The sequence below is a fragment of the Microbulbifer maximicatervae (SeqCode) genome, from assembly GCF_052468155.1.
The window spans coordinates 498,610-515,384 of the sequence record NZ_CP174335.1; the positions used below are offsets into that span (position 1 = coordinate 498,610).

The 16,775-nt window shown below is 54.1% G+C and carries 17 protein-coding genes; 4 read left to right on the forward strand and 13 right to left on the reverse strand.

Features of this window, described 5'->3' with window-relative positions; genetic code table 11:
• Positions 1-41 precede the first annotated feature (41 nt).
• Both ACJJIY_RS02040 and ACJJIY_RS02045 read left to right on the forward strand, forming a co-directional pair.
• On the forward strand, positions 42-311 hold the full coding sequence (locus ACJJIY_RS02040) for a hypothetical protein (RefSeq protein ID WP_445358985.1): 270 nt from the start codon (positions 42-44) through the stop codon (positions 309-311).
• Positions 293-610, forward strand: coding sequence for a DMT family transporter (locus ACJJIY_RS02045; protein WP_108734565.1), 318 nt, complete (start codon positions 293-295; stop codon positions 608-610). The genes ACJJIY_RS02040 and ACJJIY_RS02045 overlap by 19 nt, the downstream gene beginning before the upstream one ends.
• A gap of 39 nt (positions 611-649) precedes the next feature.
• On the opposite strand, the gene rsgA is transcribed toward ACJJIY_RS02045, so the two are convergent.
• Positions 650-1,768, reverse strand: a complete 1,119-nt coding sequence (rsgA, locus tag ACJJIY_RS02050; protein ID WP_445358986.1) for a ribosome small subunit-dependent GTPase A — start codon at positions 1,766-1,768, stop codon at positions 650-652.
• Positions 1,769-2,358: 590 nt separating this feature from the next.
• On the opposite strand from rsgA, the gene pulA reads away from it, so the two are divergent.
• Positions 2,359-5,685, forward strand: coding sequence for a pullulanase-type alpha-1,6-glucosidase (gene pulA / locus ACJJIY_RS02055; protein WP_445358987.1), 3,327 nt, complete (start codon positions 2,359-2,361; stop codon positions 5,683-5,685).
• A 152-nt stretch (positions 5,686-5,837) separates the two neighbouring features.
• On the forward strand, positions 5,838-7,112 hold the full coding sequence (locus ACJJIY_RS02060; protein ID WP_413663381.1) for an amidohydrolase family protein: 1,275 nt from the start codon (positions 5,838-5,840) through the stop codon (positions 7,110-7,112).
• A 125-nt stretch (positions 7,113-7,237) separates the two neighbouring features.
• Here the strand turns inward: ACJJIY_RS02060 and ribA are convergent, their stop codons facing one another.
• From ribA to ACJJIY_RS02120, 12 genes are all read right to left on the reverse strand, one after another.
• Positions 7,238-7,855: a GTP cyclohydrolase II gene (gene ribA, locus ACJJIY_RS02065; RefSeq protein ID WP_108734569.1), complete on the reverse strand. Its 618-nt coding sequence runs from the start codon at positions 7,853-7,855 to the stop codon at positions 7,238-7,240.
• Positions 7,856-7,872: 17 nt separating this feature from the next.
• Positions 7,873-8,508, reverse strand: coding sequence for a retropepsin-like aspartic protease family protein (locus ACJJIY_RS02070; protein ID WP_444925963.1), 636 nt, complete (start codon positions 8,506-8,508; stop codon positions 7,873-7,875).
• Positions 8,509-8,526: 18 nt separating this feature from the next.
• Entirely contained in the window at positions 8,527-9,015 is a 489-nt protein-coding gene (locus tag ACJJIY_RS02075; protein ID WP_413663383.1) for a phosphatidylglycerophosphatase A family protein, read from the reverse strand.
• A 42-nt stretch (positions 9,016-9,057) separates the two neighbouring features.
• Positions 9,058-9,999 (reverse strand): thiamine-phosphate kinase, encoded by a 942-nt coding sequence (thiL, locus tag ACJJIY_RS02080; protein ID WP_444907218.1) that lies wholly within the window; start codon positions 9,997-9,999, stop codon positions 9,058-9,060.
• A gap of 10 nt (positions 10,000-10,009) precedes the next feature.
• Positions 10,010-10,453, reverse strand: coding sequence for a transcription antitermination factor NusB (gene nusB / locus ACJJIY_RS02085; protein ID WP_282931196.1), 444 nt, complete (start codon positions 10,451-10,453; stop codon positions 10,010-10,012).
• Positions 10,454-10,522: 69 nt separating this feature from the next.
• Positions 10,523-10,993 carry a 6,7-dimethyl-8-ribityllumazine synthase gene (gene ribH / locus ACJJIY_RS02090; RefSeq protein WP_108735355.1) on the reverse strand — a complete coding sequence of 157 codons (471 nt, stop codon included), beginning with the start codon at positions 10,991-10,993 and terminating at the stop codon, positions 10,523-10,525.
• Positions 10,994-11,070: 77 nt separating this feature from the next.
• On the reverse strand, positions 11,071-12,192 hold the full coding sequence (gene ribBA / locus ACJJIY_RS02095) for a bifunctional 3,4-dihydroxy-2-butanone-4-phosphate synthase/GTP cyclohydrolase II (protein WP_413663385.1): 1,122 nt from the start codon (positions 12,190-12,192) through the stop codon (positions 11,071-11,073).
• 78 nt (positions 12,193-12,270) lie between these two features.
• Positions 12,271-12,933 carry a riboflavin synthase gene (locus ACJJIY_RS02100; protein ID WP_108734575.1) on the reverse strand — a complete coding sequence of 221 codons (663 nt, stop codon included), beginning with the start codon at positions 12,931-12,933 and terminating at the stop codon, positions 12,271-12,273.
• Complete coding sequence (ribD, locus tag ACJJIY_RS02105; protein ID WP_445358988.1) at positions 12,933-14,078, reverse strand: bifunctional diaminohydroxyphosphoribosylaminopyrimidine deaminase/5-amino-6-(5-phosphoribosylamino)uracil reductase RibD; 1,146 nt, start codon at positions 14,076-14,078, stop codon at positions 12,933-12,935. The genes ACJJIY_RS02100 and ribD overlap by 1 nt, the downstream gene beginning before the upstream one ends.
• Positions 14,075-14,542: a transcriptional regulator NrdR gene (nrdR, locus tag ACJJIY_RS02110; RefSeq protein WP_108734577.1), complete on the reverse strand. Its 468-nt coding sequence runs from the start codon at positions 14,540-14,542 to the stop codon at positions 14,075-14,077. The genes ribD and nrdR overlap by 4 nt, the downstream gene beginning before the upstream one ends.
• 153 nt (positions 14,543-14,695) lie before the next feature.
• Complete coding sequence (gene glyA, locus ACJJIY_RS02115) at positions 14,696-15,964, reverse strand: serine hydroxymethyltransferase (RefSeq protein ID WP_108734578.1); 1,269 nt, start codon at positions 15,962-15,964, stop codon at positions 14,696-14,698.
• Between the two features lie 219 nt (positions 15,965-16,183).
• Positions 16,184-16,681: a porin family protein gene (locus ACJJIY_RS02120; RefSeq protein WP_444915483.1), complete on the reverse strand. Its 498-nt coding sequence runs from the start codon at positions 16,679-16,681 to the stop codon at positions 16,184-16,186.
• Positions 16,682-16,775 lie beyond the last annotated feature (94 nt).

Here is a 16,775-nt window from a genome sequence, read left to right on the forward strand (position 1 = left end):
AAAATAATAAGGCTCCTTTTATTCCATGGATCATTTTCAACTTGGCCAAACTCCCTATAACTGATTTTATTTTTATCGTCGGATACTTCCCTTCAAACCTGATTATATCGGAAGTTGCAGCTGCTAAAGAAAAGTGTGGTCTGCCGCTTAGTCTGCCCCAAGCCTCATTAAAAGCGTTTCCTCCATTCTCAGCTATATCTTTTCTATTGACCGTCCAATATGTTTATCAACAAGCAAGCGTCACAAGCGGCGCTGAAGTTGAAATCCCCAAAGCTATTTTTAAAGGAATATCATGGCCTGGTTCTACTTAATACTCGCCGGACTATGCGAAATTGGTTGGGTGCTGGGACTGAAAATTTCACAGGGCAGTAACACCCGCCTTCTGGGTGTGGTTATGGCTGTGGTATTTATTGGGGTCAGTGGATTTCTTCTATGGCTGGCGCAGCGGGAGATACCTATTGGTACTTCCTATGCGGTCTGGACTGGAATTGGTGCCGCCGGAGCCTTTGCCGTAGGGGTGCTGTTCTTTGGAGACTCCACCAGCCTTGGACGCTACCTGGGAGTTTTGCTCATTATCTTAGGCGTTGTCACGTTAAAACTCTCTCATTAATTGAGAAGCACCCGGGAAAGTTCCCGGGCGCCAGTTCTATTAATCCTCTGAATATTTGTGTTTACGTGCCTGGTTTTGCACAGATCGATACATCTGGGATAGCGCTCTCTCCCCTGCCCGCTTCTGCGCGAGAGTTTGACCGTTACGGCTTAGTTCCTGTTGCAGTTTTTGCCAATTGCGCAAGCGCCGATCATCCAGCGAATCGCCCGTTATTGCCTCTTGTACCGCACAGCCTGGCTCTGACTGGTGCTGGCAGTCAGAAAAGCGACACTCTCTGGACAAGGCCTCGATATCAGAAAAAGTCTCCGCCACGCCATCTTCAACATGCACCAATCCTAGCTCCCGCATTCCAGGGCTATCGAGTAACAGCGCTCCCCAACTCAGGGAGTGAAGAGAGCGTTTCCGTGTAGTGTGACGTCCTTTACTATCGGCTTCGCGAATGGTCCCAGTCTCAGCCAGGGGTTCGCCATACAGCGCATTTAGCAAAGTGGATTTACCCACTCCAGAAGAACCTAACAGCGCGATAGTTTCCCCAGGTAAGCACCACTGGCGCAGCTGTGCCACGCTTTCTCGATCCAGGCTATTTACCATTGCAGCGGGTAATTCGCCGAATGGACGCAATGCCTGAAGAAAAGGGGCTGTATCTTCACACAGATCGGTCTTAGTCAGTATCAGGTGTGGGCTGCAACCAGACTCCCGAGCCAGAGCCAAATAGCGCTCAATACGTGAGAGGTTAAAGTCATCATTCAGAGACGAAACAATAAAAACACTATCGACATTGGCGGCGATCATCTGCACCTGATGCCCCCCAGGTGCCATGCGCTCAAACTGGCTGCTGCGGCTCAACAAACGCACGAAATATCCACTGCTCTTCTCTAACAACAGCCAATCCCCCACTGCGGGCAAATTAGCCACAAGACTCCCGGTTAGCGGAAGGGACACAGCCCCCTGCTCGCCGGCCAACTCCAGGCGACTGCGGTGTACAGCCATAACCCGCAGCGGCAAACACTGCTCGAGTTCTTCGAGCGTCAGCTGCTGTTGGAAAAAAGGCTTCCAACCGAGTTTTTGCAGCGGAGAAGCTTCCCGCTCAATTTTGATAGATGGGGATTTAGTGCCGAATCTATTAACAGACCGGCGGGTAAAGCGAGATTTACTCAAGATTGAAACCCTCTGGGCGCAATAAAGCACCAAGCGACCGCACATGCGCGGCCAACAGAGCTTTCTCAGGGAAAGCCCGACGTCTAGGAATCTATCGCCGGGCGTGGGCAGCTGGAGGCTGCTACTGGACCCGACGGAGGGTTGCAACAATCATCAATCATCCTCCGCAGTCATTGAGTTCTGGATTCCGCCAAAGTACCTGGCGGGTTATGGGCAAATTAGCACTACCCGGGGATAGGAGCAAGGATAATCCCGGGAAGCCTCTTAGTAATTGCCCCGCCATAAAAAGCAAAGCCGGCAAAAGCCGGCCTTCGAATCCGATTACAGCGAGTGCATCACCTTTCTCGACTCACCATAACCCGATCAGCTGAGTATAGATCCGGCTTTTTCTTTCGCCATCGCGTTTACTCGAGAAGCATCTTCTCCTGCGGGTATTTCCACCAAGTGACGAATCTATAAAGGTTTTATGACACCCCCAACCACCTCCCCCAGACCTCCACCTCCTCGGGGTGGGAGGCCGTCAATGCGTGACTGCGATTCAATACCAACTGAGAGAACCGCAACAAGTACAACAAAAAATGGGAAGCGCTATGCCAACAACAAAATTTACAGGGCCCGGCACAAAGGCCGGGCTGATTCTGGGGGCAGTCTTCTGCTCCATCCAAATACCGGTGTGGGCATCTGACACACCAGACCCCACAGAGGTCAATATTCCCGGCAACCTACAAAGCCAACTGGGCTGCGATGGCGACTGGCAACCAGGTTGTGTCGCCACCCTGCTCAGCTATGACAGCGAAGACGACAAATGGCAAGGCAACTTTTGGATACCCGCCGGCAACTGGGAGTACAAAGCCGCTCTCAACAACAGCTGGGATGAAAATTATGGCTGGGGCGGCCAGCGGGACGGCGGTAATATTTCCCTTAGCCTGGATGAGGCCCGCGAAGTTAAATTTATCTACGACCACGAGAGTCACTGGATCACCGACAACCACAATAGCGTGGTCGCCACTGTAGCCGGCAACTTCCAATCCCTGCTGGGGTGCCCGGGAGACTGGCAACCCGGTTGCCTGCGCAGCTGGATGCAGGATGCCGATGGAGATGGCACCTACACCTTTATCACCTCTGCGCTGCCTGCCGGTTCCTATGAATTCAAGGTAGCACTGCACGAAGGCTGGGAGGAGAGCTACGGCAACAATGGAGCCAACGTCAGCTTTACCGTGGTCGCCGATTACGACGAAATCTACTTTGCTTTTGACTCGAATAGTAAAGAAGTCACCGTCAGCAGTGACGGCTTCGCCAAGGGTGACCTGAGCAGCGATAAAGCTCACTGGGTGGATACCAGCAGCTTTGCCTGGGATATCCAGGTGCAGGAAGGTATCGAGGTTAAATTGCACTATAGCAACAGCGCCGAGCTAAAACTGGAGGACGGTGATATCCGTTCCGATGGCACCATCGATCTCACCCCTCTCGCCACCCTGCCCGACAGCGCCCAACAAAAATTCCCGCACCTGGCCAGTTTCAGTGCCTGGCAATTGCCGGGGCAGGCTTCCACTAGTGATCTGGTAACCCAGCAACTCGCCCTCGCCGCTTACGATGCGGAGGGCACGTTACTGGATGCGACTGGTGTGCAGATGGCAGGCGCGCTCGATGATCGCTTCTACTACGACGGTGAACTCGGTGCCCGTGTCGGCGAGGAGAATATCCAGCTCGATCTTTGGGCTCCCACCGCACGGGCAGTAAAGCTGCACCTGTTTACAGACTCCAGCAGCGATAGCGCCGATCAGGTGGTATCCATGCTGCGCGATGAATCTACCGGGGTTTGGAGTGCCGATATCGACAAGCAGTGGGACCGCAGTTTTTATCTCTATGAGGTCGAGGTGTACTCCTACTTCAGCCGCCAGTTTGAAACCAACCTGGTCACCGACCCCTACTCCCTGAGTCTCTCCATCAATAGTGGCAAAAGCCAGATCGTTAACCTGAATGACCGGGACCTGAAGCCGCGCGGTTGGGACCGCCTGCGCAAGCCCAAGTTAACCCAGCCGGAAGACATCAGTATCTACGAGCTGCACGTGCGCGATTTCAGTATTGCGGATCAAACTGTCCCCGAAGCAGAGCGCGGCACCTTCAAGGCTTTCACCCGCAAGCACAGCGACGGCATGCGCCACCTCAATAAACTGGCCCGCGCCGGCCTCACCCATATCCACCTGCTGCCGGCCTTTGACTTTGCCACAGTCAATGAGGATCGCACGCAGCAGCAGCAAACACCTGACCTCTCAGACTACGCATCGGACAGCAGCGAGCAGCAGGCCCAGGTAGATGCAATTCGCGATACCGATGGCTTTAACTGGGGCTACGATCCATTGCACTACACGGTCCCCGAAGGCAGCTATAGCAGCGCTCCCGATGGACCCGCGCGCATTCGCGAATTCCGTCAAATGGTGCAAGGGTTATCTCACTCCGGCCTGCGACTGGTGATGGACGTGGTTTACAACCACACCAGCTCCTATGGCCAATACGACAACTCCGTACTCGATAAAATCGTCCCCGGCTATTACCACCGCCGCAACCTGGAGGGCGGTGTGGAAATGAGCAGCTGCTGCGCAAATACCGCCAGTGAGCACGCCATGATGGAAAAGCTGATGATCGATTCCCTGGTCACCTGGGCCCGGTCCTACAAGGTGGACAGCTTCCGTTTCGATCTGATGGGACACCATAGCCTCGACAATATCCTCAAGGCGCAAGCGGCACTGCAATCACTGACCCCGGCAGCCGATGGTGTCGATGGCAACGCTATCTATTTGTACGGTGAAGGCTGGAATTTTGGCGAGGTGGCTGACGATGCTCGCTTTGTACAGGCCCGCCAGGGCAATATGGCCGGCAGCGGTATCGGCACCTTTAACGATCGCCTGCGCGATTCCGTGCGTGGCGGCAACCCCTTCGGAGGCTTTGAGGAGCAGGGCTTTGGTACCGGTCTGTTCACCGACAGCAACGGTAAGTTTGAGGGAGAAGATGAGCGTGCCACACTGCTAACCCTGGCAGATAAAGTCCGCGTTTCCCTCGCCGGCAACCTGGCGGATTATCCTTTTGAAGATGCCAACGGCAATATCATTACCGGCAGCGAGCTGGTCTATAACGGCCAGCCCACCGGCTATACCGCCGACCCGCAGGAATCCATTAATTATATTGCCGCCCACGACAACGAGACGCTGTTCGACGGAGTACAGATCAAAGCCAGCGACAGCGCCGACTTGGCTGAACGAGTGCGTATCCAGGCATTCAGTAATTCCCTGGTTCTGTTCGCCCAGGGAGTGCCGTTTATCCACGCAGGCCAGGATTTCCTGCGCTCAAAGTCGATGGATCGGGACAGTTACAACTCCGGTGACTGGTTTAATGCACTGGACTTCAGCCTCGCCACCGATAATTGGGCTGCGGGTTTACCTATCGCAGATAAAAACGAAGATAACTGGTCCCTGATGCAACCTTTACTGGCAAACCCGGAACTGGCTCCCGAGCGCCGACACCGCTTGTGGAGTTCTGCTCTATTCCGCGAGCAACTGGCGATTCGCAACAGCTCTCCCCTGTTCCGCTTGTCTGATGCAGAGTCCGTAGAGGCACACCTTAATTTCCTCAACACCGGACCCGACCAGATTCCTGGGCTGATTGTGATGGAGTTATCCGATTCCAGTGGCAGCATCGATCGCCGCTTTGAACGAATTGTGGTGCTGTTTAATGGCGATGACGAATCATTGGAATTTACCAGCGAAAACCTTATTGGTGAGTACCTATTCAAGCACCCACGTCAGCGCCGATCAGTAGACTCACGCCTGCACAAAGTAAAATTTGATAGGAGCAGCGGCACCTTTACTCTGCCCGGCCGAACTACCACAGTATTTGTGCAGCCACGCCGTAGATATTAATTCTTTATAAATTTTGAAAGGCCGGATTTTCCGGCCTTTTTTTCATTTTTTAGAAACTAATTTCCCGGCTCTCACCAAGTAATCAGCTCGCAATTGTCATATTCCGCAGATTGATTTAGCGTGTACCTAAATAATAAATAGGTGTACAAATCATGAAGCGTCTCCTTCTCTGCGGCATCGCAACTCTTCTCTCATCCGCGACACTGGCAAAAACTACTGTTATCCATGCAGGCACACTCCTCGCCGTTCCCGGTGAGAAACCTTTGCAAGAGCAAAGTGTAATTATCGAGGACGGCAAGATCAGTGCTGTCAGATCCGGTTATGTAAGCCCGGATAACGCTGAAGTCATTGATCTTAAGAATAGTTTCGTAATGCCGGGCTTAATGGATATGCACGTGCATTTACAAGGTGAGCTGGGCCCTAAAAATGATACCGAGGCTCTCAAGATGTCCATGCCGCTGACCCAGATGCGCTCGCAAATGTTTGCCATGCGAACCCTGGAGTCTGGTTTTACCACTGTGCGCGATGCTGGTAACAGTGGTGAAGAAATGTATGCGATGCGCGATGCGATCAATAAAGGTTGGGTAGATGGCCCGCGAATTGTTGCAGCCGGCAGGGTGGGAATAACTGGTGGCCACGCAGATATCAGCGGGGTCAGTCCAGAGCTAATGGAGCTGCATGATGACAAGACCAAAACTGTATGCGACGGCCCCTACGAGTGCCGACGCGCGACCCGCCATGCGATCAAATATGGTGCTGACTTTATCAAGATTACCTCTACCGGTGGTGTGCTCACCGATCGCGCTACCGGAACTGGTCAGCAGATGGAAATGGATGAGTTAAAAGAGGTGGTCCTTGCAGCCAAACGTATGGGCCGCAAGGTGGCCAGTCATGCGCATCAGGAAGAAGGCATTATCGCCGCACTGGAGGCTGGTGTAGACAGTATTGAGCACGGCACCTACGCAGGTCCCCGCGCCCATAAGTTATTTAAAGAAACCGGCGCTTATCTGGTTCCGACACTTCTCGCCGGCGATACTGTGGTACAGCTGGCAAAAAATACCGATGTCTTATCTGAGGCTCAGAAGGAAAAAGCCATTCGTGTTGGCACAGACATGCGCGGCAATTTCCGTAAAGCGGTCAATGCCGGAGTAAAAATTGCTTTCGGTACCGACTCAGGTGTATCCAAGCACGGCATCAATGCCCGCGAGGCGGTACTGATGAGTGAAGCCGGTATGGACAATATGGCCATCCTGCAATCCGCTACCGTTAACGCCGCCGACCTGATCGATATGAGCGATTCACTGGGCACCATTGAGTCCGGTAAGTACGCCGATATTATCGCCACCGATGGCTCGCCACTGGATAATATCGATGAACTTTTAGATGTGGATTTTGTGATGAAAGGGGGCAAGGTCTTTAAGAATTAAAAGCCTCTGAATAGTTTAATAGCGAAATTAAAATATTCGAACCCAGTTTTAATTAATTTCTACAAAATAAAAAAGGCCGGATAACTCCGGCCTTTTTTATTGGGGTGCTTAAAGAAAAGTGAAAGTTAGTTTTCCTCTTTTCCTTCTTCATCCTCATTTTCGATCAGGTGACCAAGTTTGCCTTTTTTAGTGGACAAATACTTGGCATTGTGGGGATTGCGCCCAGACTGGTGCGGCAGGCGCTCAGTCACATTGATGCCCAAGTCCTCCAGCGCTTTTACCTTACGCGGGTTATTGGTCATCAAGCGAATGGCATGAATACCCAGGTGTTCGATCATTGCTTTCAGAATTGAGTAATCCCGCATATCCGCGCCAAAGCCCAACTGCTCATTGGCTTCCACCGTATCCGCACCACAATCCTGCAAGTGGTAAGCTCGAATCTTATTTAACAGACCGATACCGCGGCCCTCCTGGCGGAGATAGAAAATAGCTCCACGCCCCTCCATCGCTATGCGATGCATCGCATGTTGTAGCTGGGCACCACAATCACAGCGCAGGGAGAATAGTGCATCTCCGGTCAGGCACTCAGAATGAATACGGGCCAACAGAGGCTCTTCGGTATCGAAGTCACCCATGGTGAGTACCACGTGCTCTTTTCCGGTTTCCACTTCCTCGAAACCGTGCATCTCAAACATACCCCAAGAGGTGGGCAGTTTTGAGGATTCCACAAAACGAATGGTCAACTTAATACCTCTTTAAATCAGTGTCGAGCGCGCAGTAGCAGCACGCCGCCCTGCTGTTCCATATCAACCCGACTGAGAAAACTATTGCCGAGAAGCACTACGCTGGGAAAATCATCGGAGTGTACAGTCGCATCAACATTGTGAAGCTTGATTCCGCCAATGGTTACACTGTTCAAGCTCACTTTGTAAGCCCTGGTAACTCCATTGGCAGTGGAAACCCGTATTTCTTGTGCAGTATCCAAATTCAAACCGAGACGGCGAGCGGTGGGATAATTGAAGGCAATGCTGGTAGCACCGGTATCCACCATCATCGGCACTCTCATGCCATTAACCCAGGCATCCGTCATGTAATGACCCCGGCTATCAGCGGAAAGCCGTACTTCAGCCTTTGCCGCCTTGGCAAAACTGGTTGCGATAGGAGCCGCCAAAGTCAGCTTTTGCTCCTGCCCAGCAACACTGATCCGTGCATAACGAGTAGTCGCTTCCAACAGGGTGACGCCCTCTGGGGATTTTTGTCCCGCCTTAAGGATTTTCTGGCGGCCATCAATCTCCAGCATGGCGCTATCGCCAAACAGACCTTTTAGCTGCACCTGCTGAGCATTGACATTCAGTGCAAGTAAAAAGCTAACTACAAATGCAAAATAGCTGCGCATTGATCTTCCCTATCCAACCTAGACACCCAGTACCCATGCGGTTAATTGCAGCACCAGTGACGCGTAAACGGCGGCCAGTATATCGTCGAGCATAATTCCAACGCCACCTTGCACCTTGCGATCAGCCCAACCAATGGGCGGGGGCTTGGCAATATCAAATATCCGGAAGAGGACAAAACCGTATAGCGCCCAAGCCCAACCTGCAGGAGCCATAAACATGGTGAGCCAGTAGCCCACCATTTCATCCCAAACAATACCGCCGTGATCGTGAACTCCCATTTTCTTGGCAGCTGCACCACATAGATAGCAACCTACCACACCGGTAACAAACACAATGGCCAGATACCAGAATGGAGGCAAATCCTTCATCAACCACCAAAAAGGAATCGCTGCCAGGGTACCAAACGTACCCGGCGCTTTGGGTGCCAGCCCGGAGCCGAACCCAAATGCCAACAGAAGAGTGGGATCGCGCAACAGCTGAGAAAATGTCGGGTTGTTAATGCTCATGTTATTGAATTCTCACAAAGGCACTATGGTCTACACAATGACTTAAAAGTGCCTATAGCCTGGCGATTGAGCAACCCAGGGGTTCCCGTGATAGGAGCAGCGTACCTGCGCCCCCCCCTCAACGAGTTTCCCTATGGGTGTGAAACCCAGCTGACGAACTTGATCAACAGCGGCTGCCGGTGCAGTAAAACAGAGCTGATAGTCATCCCCTCCACAGGCCGCCAGCTCTACGGCAGTATCAGCTGCCAATCGATTGGCCAGGGGTGCTATGGGCAGAGATTCCAGGTTTATTTCTGCTGCCACACCGCTCGCTTTGCAGATATGTCCCAGATCCCCCAATAATCCGTCGGAAATATCCAACGCACTGGTAGCAATGCCTGCAATCGCGCTGGCGGTTTCTAATTGCGGCTCGGGAAAATAGAAAGCCTGCTCCGCCTCCCGCCGCACTGACTCAGTCACATTCCGCTCTGCCAAAATAACGGGCAGGGCTGCTGCGGCAGCGCCCAGTGGGCCGCTCACATAAATATTGTCGCCGACAGAAGCGCCGTCCCGCCGGAGGGGCTTTTCGGTATGGCCGATCACCTGAATCGTAATGGACAAGGGGCCAGCGGTAGTGTCGCCACCCACAAGGGAAACCCCAAACTTGCCGGCAGTTTCCAGCAGGCCACTGGCGAATTTCTCCAGCCAAACGGAGTCGCTATCGGGTAAGGTCAGGGCAAGGGTAAACCAGAGGGGGCGGGCATTCATTGCCGCCAGATCACTGATATTCACACGCAGTGCACGGCTCGCAACCATGAATGGGTCAGCACCTGCGGGGAAGTGACGGCCTGCTACCAGGGTGTCCATAGAAGTGGCCAGCTGCCCGCTGACAGGTGCTTGCAATAGCGCGCAGTCATCGCCAATCCCCAGGGCTACACCTTCGCCCTGGGGAGCGCGGGCGAAGTAATCGCGGATGATCTCAAACTCCCCCGGCGCTTTAGACATAATTGCTGGCTCAGCCCTTCTTGTCTGCGGCTACCTCTGCCGAGCGCAGGTCCGCAGCGGTCTTATCCAAAATGCCATTGATAAACTTGAAGGCATCGGTGGGACCAAATTTTTTCGCCAGGGCCACCGCCTCATTAATGACAACCTTGTAAGGCACATCGATACGGTTTTTCAGCTCGTAAGTGGCCATGCGCAACAGCGCGCGGGATACAGGGTCCAGGTCTTCCACTTTGCGATCCAGGTGCGACGTGTAAGCGCCCTCTACCTCATCAAGGTTTTTCGCTACGCCGTGGAAAATATCACGAAAATATTCCACGTCGGTTTTGCTCATATCATTATCGGCGTGAAACTCGGCCTCAATGGAATTAAGGCTGGCGCCGGCCATCTGCCACTGATAGAGCGCCTGCATGGCGTAGTGACGTGCCTTACGGCGGGCGGATGCAGTTACGGTCATTGTCTTTTCCGGTAGATACTTCACAGAATGGGCTGCACCGACACACCTTTTGTGCCGGCGCGCCGGCAATTAAATCTTGCCGAGTAGGGAAACCATTTCCAGGGCGGTTTCGGCGGCTTCACAACCTTTGTTGCCAGCCTTGGTGCCTGAGCGCTCGATAGCCTGCTCAATGGAGTCCACAGTCAGCACGCCAAAGGTGACGGGAATGCCAGTATTCATGGATACCTGAGCCAGGCCTTTGGTGCACTCGCCAGCCACATACTCAAAGTGCGGGGTGCCACCACGGATAACCGCGCCCAGGGCAATAATGGCATCGAACTTTTTAGTCTCAGCCAACTTCTGTGCCGCCAGGGGAAATTCGAATGCGCCCGGGGCGTAGTAGATAGTGATATCTTCATCCTTGATACCCTTGCGGCGCAGGGTGTCCAGTGCACCATCCTTTAGGCTTTCAACCACAAAGCTGTTCCAGCGGCTCACCAACAGTGCGTATTTGCCCGTACTGCCGACAAAGTCCCCTTCGATCACTTGAATATTACTCATAATTTTCAATCCGTATTTCTTGTCCATCGCCGCCGCTATCAGGACAGTAGCGGCGCTTCAGTATTGTTACTCTTTTACTAGGGTTGCGGCGCTTCCACGTTCAGGTATTCCTCTACCTCCAGGTCAAACCCGGAAATAGCACTGAACTTGAACGGTGCGCTCATCAGGCGCATTTTGCGCACCTTGAGATCCCGCAGAATTTGCGAACCGGTACCTACCTGCTTGTACACCAAGTCCTGGCTGGGGCGCTGTTGCTTGCCGCTGATCAGCCAATCAATGCTCTCTTCGATTTCTTCGGTGGTTTCGTTGTGGCAGATCAGTACCACAACACCCTTGCCCTCTTCTTCAATACGCTGCATCGCGCGGCGGAAGGTCCACGGGGTGAATTTTTCATCGCCGCGCTGAATCGTAAGCACATCGCGCAGAGTATTTCCCACATGCACACGAACCAGGGTCGGCTCTTCTGGGGTGGGGTCGCCTTTAACAAAGGCAAAGTGGCGTTCGCGGCGAGCCTTATCGAGATAGGTGCGCAGCTTGAACTCACCGAACTCGGTGCGCACCTTGCGCTCATTAACGCACTCGACGGTTTTCTCATTCAGGGCGCGATAGGTAATCAGATCGGCGATAGTGCCGATTTTCAGGTTGTGCTCTTTCGCGAACTTTTCCAGGTCCGGGCGGCGGGACATGGTGCCGTCTTCATTCATGATCTCAACAATCACCGCAGCCGCCTCAAAACCCGCCAGGCGGGCCAGGTCGCAACCGGCTTCGGTGTGGCCTGCGCGGCTTAATACACCGCCGGGCTGGGCCATAATGGGGAAGATATGGCCGGGCTGTACAATATCGCTGGGCTTGGCATTTCTGGCCACAGCGGCGCGAACCGTGCGCGCGCGATCGGCGGCGGAAATACCGGTGGTGACACCCTCTGCCGCCTCAATGGATACGGTGAAGTTGGTGCTGAACTGGGCTCCGTTGTCCCGCGACATCAGCGGCAGGTCCAACTGCTCACAGCGCTCTTTGGACATGGGCATACAAATCAGGCCACGGGCATGAGTGGCCATAAAGTTGATGTCTTCAGCGCGAATCTGCTCCGCAGCCATCACCAGGTCGCCCTCGTTCTCGCGATCTTCATCATCCATCAGGATTACCATTTTGCCCTGGCGGATATCGTCGATCAGTTCTTCAACCGTATTTAGTTCCATGGTTAACTCTGGATAAATTTATCAATTGCAAATAGAGCGGCTATCGCTGCTGTTTTCGCCGTGGTGCACGGCCCATCTTTAGCGCTTGTAAAACCCGTTCTGGGCCAAAAATTCGAGGGTCATACCCCCACCACTAGGCTTGGCTGCCTCATCACCGAGGAGTAGCCGCTCCAAGTAGCGCGCAATCAGGTCCACTTCCAGGTTGACCCGAGTACCGGCGGTATAGCCGGCCATAATCGTTTCCTGCAACGTGTGTGGCACTATGGTGAGTTCAAACTCAGCCCCATCCACGGCATTGACCGTGAGGCTGGTGCCGTCGACGGTGATAGACCCTTTATGGGCAATATAGCGAGCCAGGTTTTCCGGTGCGCGCAGGCGGAATCGCTCGGCGCGAGCCTCGGACTTGCGCCATACCACCTCGCCAATACCATCCACATGGCCGCTGACAATGTGTCCACCCAGGCGGGTCTGGGGTGTTAGTGCTTTTTCCAGATTGACCCGGTCGCCTTTTTTCCAGCGGCCCACCGTTGTCACATCCAGGGTTTCCGCAGAGACATCCGCCCAGTAACCATCACCGGGCAGGTCAACAACCGTGAGACAAACACCATTGGTGGCAATACTGTCCCCCAGTTGCACATCACCCAGATCCAGCTTACCGCTGCGCACACGCACACGCAGGTCGCCGCCCTGGGGTTTTAACTCTGCAATCTCGCCTAAAGCTTCAATAATTCCGGTAAACATCAGCGCTCGATATCGGTTGTTGCAGTAATGCGCCAGTCGTGACCAACTGCGCGCATATCGGTAATCGTAATCGGCAGCATCGAGCCCATACGCTCGATAGGCAGTTCAAACAGCGGTCGCCCGGTGCTACCCAGCAGTTTTGGCGCCATATAAACAATTATTTCGTCGACATGGCCCCGGTAGAGGAATTCACCAGAGAGGGTCGCACCGCTCTCTACCAAAACTTCATTGCACTGGCGTCGCGCCAACTCCTTGAGCAGGGCGAGCAGGTCTACGCGGCCCTCTTTGTCGTGGGGTAAAACCACGACTTCCGCACCCGTTTTCTCAATACGCTCGCGGCGCTCGGCCTCCGCGCGCTCTGTCGTGCACACCAATGTGGGGGCATCCCCCTGCAAAATAAAGGCTCTCGCTGGGGTGCGCAGCTGGCTGTCAACAATTACCCGCAGCGGCTGCACTTCGGCGGCTCGCTCTGCGGCCAGCATTTCCAGTGCCATTTCATCGGCGCGCACATTGAGATTGGGATTGTCGAAACGCACCGTCTCAACCCCTGTGATCACTGCACAACTGCGAGCACGCAGGCGCTGTACATCGGCGCGAGCCGCAGGGCCCGATACCCACTTTGATTCCCCACTGGCCATAGCGGTGCGCCCATCCAGGCTCATGGCGGATTTGCTTCGCACCAGGGGCAGTCCCAGGGTCATACGCTTGATAAAGCCGGGGTTTAGAGCGCGGCACTTCTCCTCCAGGAGCGGGCCTTGCACCTCGATCCCGGCATCGCGCAATATTTGCAGCCCGGCACCACTGACACTCGGATTCGGATCCTGCATTCCGTAAATAACCCGGGCCACGCCGGCCTTTACCAGCGCCTCGGCACAGGGACCTGTGCGGCCGGTATGACTGCAGGGCTCAAGAGTGACATAAACCGTAGCCCCCTGAGCCAGGTCGCCGGCATCACTCAAGGCTTCGATCTCAGCGTGGGGTTCGCCGGCCCGCTTGTGCCAGCCTTCGCCGACAACATTGCCATCCCCGTCAGTAATCACACAGCCCACTCGCGGATTCGGCATAGTGGTGTAGAGACCGCGCTCTGCCAACTGAATAGCGCGGGCCATCAGTGCTTCCGCACTGTGTACAACCGTTTGACTCATTCTGTCTTCGATCCCTTACTGGTCAGTCGCTCAATCTCTTCTCTAAACTCGCTGACATCCTCAAAACGGCGATAGACAGAAGCAAAGCGCACATAGGCCACCTGGTCCAGCTCACGCAGCTGCTCCATCACCAATTCACCAATAGCACGCGCCGGCAACTCCCGTTCTCCGGTCGCCTGCAGGGCGTGTTTTATTTGAGATACCGCCGACTCCACCCGCTCAATACTCACCGGGCGCTTTTCCACAGCGCGCTGAATACCCGCGCGCAGCTTGTCTTCATTAAACGGCTCGCGCTGGCCGTTTTGCTTGATCACTCGCGGCAGCAGCAGCTCCGCAGTTTCAAATGTGGTAAACCTCTCGTGGCACTCCAGGCACTCGCGCCGGCGGCGTACTTGGTCGCCCTCAGCCACCAATCGGGAATCGACTACTTTTGTTTCTTCTGCGCTGCAGAACGGACAGTGCATGTGGGATTATCCCCGGAATGGAAAATGGGCCGCAGTTTACCACAGCCGTTGCACTGTGTGACCGCGGCACGCACAGCCACAGTGCATCGCAAATTCAACATGGACACATAAAAAAAGCGGCTCTATGAGCCGCTTTTTTGTCAGCAGTGCTGATCAGCCTTTTTTATACACAGGAAACTCTGCGCAAATACCCAGAACCTTCTGCTTCACATCGGCGATAGTGGCTTCAACATCACCTTTCTCCAGTGCGTCCAGCACGTCGCAGATCCAGTGAGTGAGCTGTTGGGTTTCCTTTACACCAAAGCCGCGAGTAGTGATTGCCGGAGTGCCAACACGCAGGCCGCTGGTAATGAAAGGAGAGCGCGGATCGTTGGGTACCGCGTTCTTATTAACGGTGATGTTGGCGTTACCCAGGGCTTCATCCGCATCCTTACCGGTGTACTCTTTGCCAATCAGGTCAACCAGCATCAGGTGATCATCGGTCCCACCGGATACAATGTTGATACCGCGATCGAGGAAAGTCTCCGCCATTGCGCGGGCATTTTCCACAACCTTCTTCTGGTAGGCCTTGTATTCAGGGGTCATGGCCTCTTTGAAAGAAACCGCTTTCGCCGCGATCACATGCATCAGCGGGCCACCCTGACCACCGGGGAATACAGCGGAGTTGAGCTTCTTCTCAATTTCTTCGTTGGCGCGCGCCAGGATGATACCGCCGCGGGGGCCACGCAGGGTTTTGTGAGTAGTAGAAGTCACAACATCGGCGTGGGAGATTGGGGAGGGATACTCACCAGCGGCAACCAGGCCTGCAATGTGAGCCATATCCACAAACAGGTAAGCACCCACTTTGTCAGCGATCTCGCGGAAACGCGCCCAATCCATCACTCGGCTATAGGCAGAGAAACCAGCCACGATCATCTTCGGCTTGTGCTCAAGCGCCAGGCGTTCAACTTCCTCGTAATCCACTTCGCCAGTTTCCGGGTTCAGACCGTACTGCACTGCATTGTAGATCTTGCCGGAAAAGTTAACGCGGGCACCGTGGGTAAGGTGGCCACCGTGGGCCAGACTCATGCCCAGTACAGTGTCACCTGGGGCGCAGAGCGCCTGGTAAACAGCCGCATTAGCCTGTGATCCTGAGTGCGGCTGCACATTGGCGTAGTCAGCACCAAACAGCTCCTTGGCGCGCTCAATGGCCAGGGTTTCCACTTTGTCCACGTACTCACAACCGCCGTAATAACGCTTGCCTGGATAGCCCTCGGCATACTTGTTAGTCAGGCTGCTGCCCTGAGCTTCCATTACCATTGGGCTGGTGTAGTTCTCAGAGGCGATTAACTCGATATGGTCTTCCTGACGAGAGTCTTCCTCCTGGATGGCTTCCCAAATTTCCGGGTCGTAAGAAGCTAAAGTGACAGATGAATCAAACATGGTGTTCCCTCGGTAAAGCGGGCTTGAGTAGAGGCTTGTAAAACTCGATACCACAGCGCCCAGACTTATGAGTAGGACCAAAGGCTCCCAGCGTGGGATGGCCCTACTGCTCAATGCATTCTGGGCATTTTAGAAAGGCGCGCATTGTACACCAAGGGCAGCATGAATGCGCAAATGCAGAGACGTGGCGGGACCAACCCGCCCACCTTAAAAAGACGGTCAGAATTTGTACACTACAGAGCCAGACCAGTAATTCACGTCGGACTCAATGATGGTGTAATCCAGTTCCAGGGTCGCCTCGTCGGTCAGTTTGAAACCAGCCCCGAGCCCGGCAGATGCCCCGTTATCCGAGTACTCTTTCTCCCAATTATCTATCTCCAACTCCTCATGGAGGTAGCCGATACGACCTTTCAGATAAATGTTGCCCGGGCTGCGATAGGTGGCATAAACAGCTTGTGTTGCCAGGGAGTAGTTGTAATCGTGCCAGTAGTAGTCGAACTCACCATCAATGACAGAGTCGGTGACTTCTGCCTCGAATCCCCAGCCAGAACCCCAGGTATAACCGGCTCGAATCCCCCCATTTAAAGGATTCTCCCCCCTGGCATCAACATCCAAAGCACCGAAGACGCCACCGATATACGCACCCTGCCCATAAGCGGTAGCGGAACACAACAGAGCGGTAACTGCAGCCATTGCCTTGAGATTAAAGCCCACCATCTTCCCCTTAAATCTCGAAGTCTGATCAAAGGGCAGGGATTATAGGGGCACAATCAACTGGCACAAGTGGTCACTTAGACAGGTCAGTATGTAA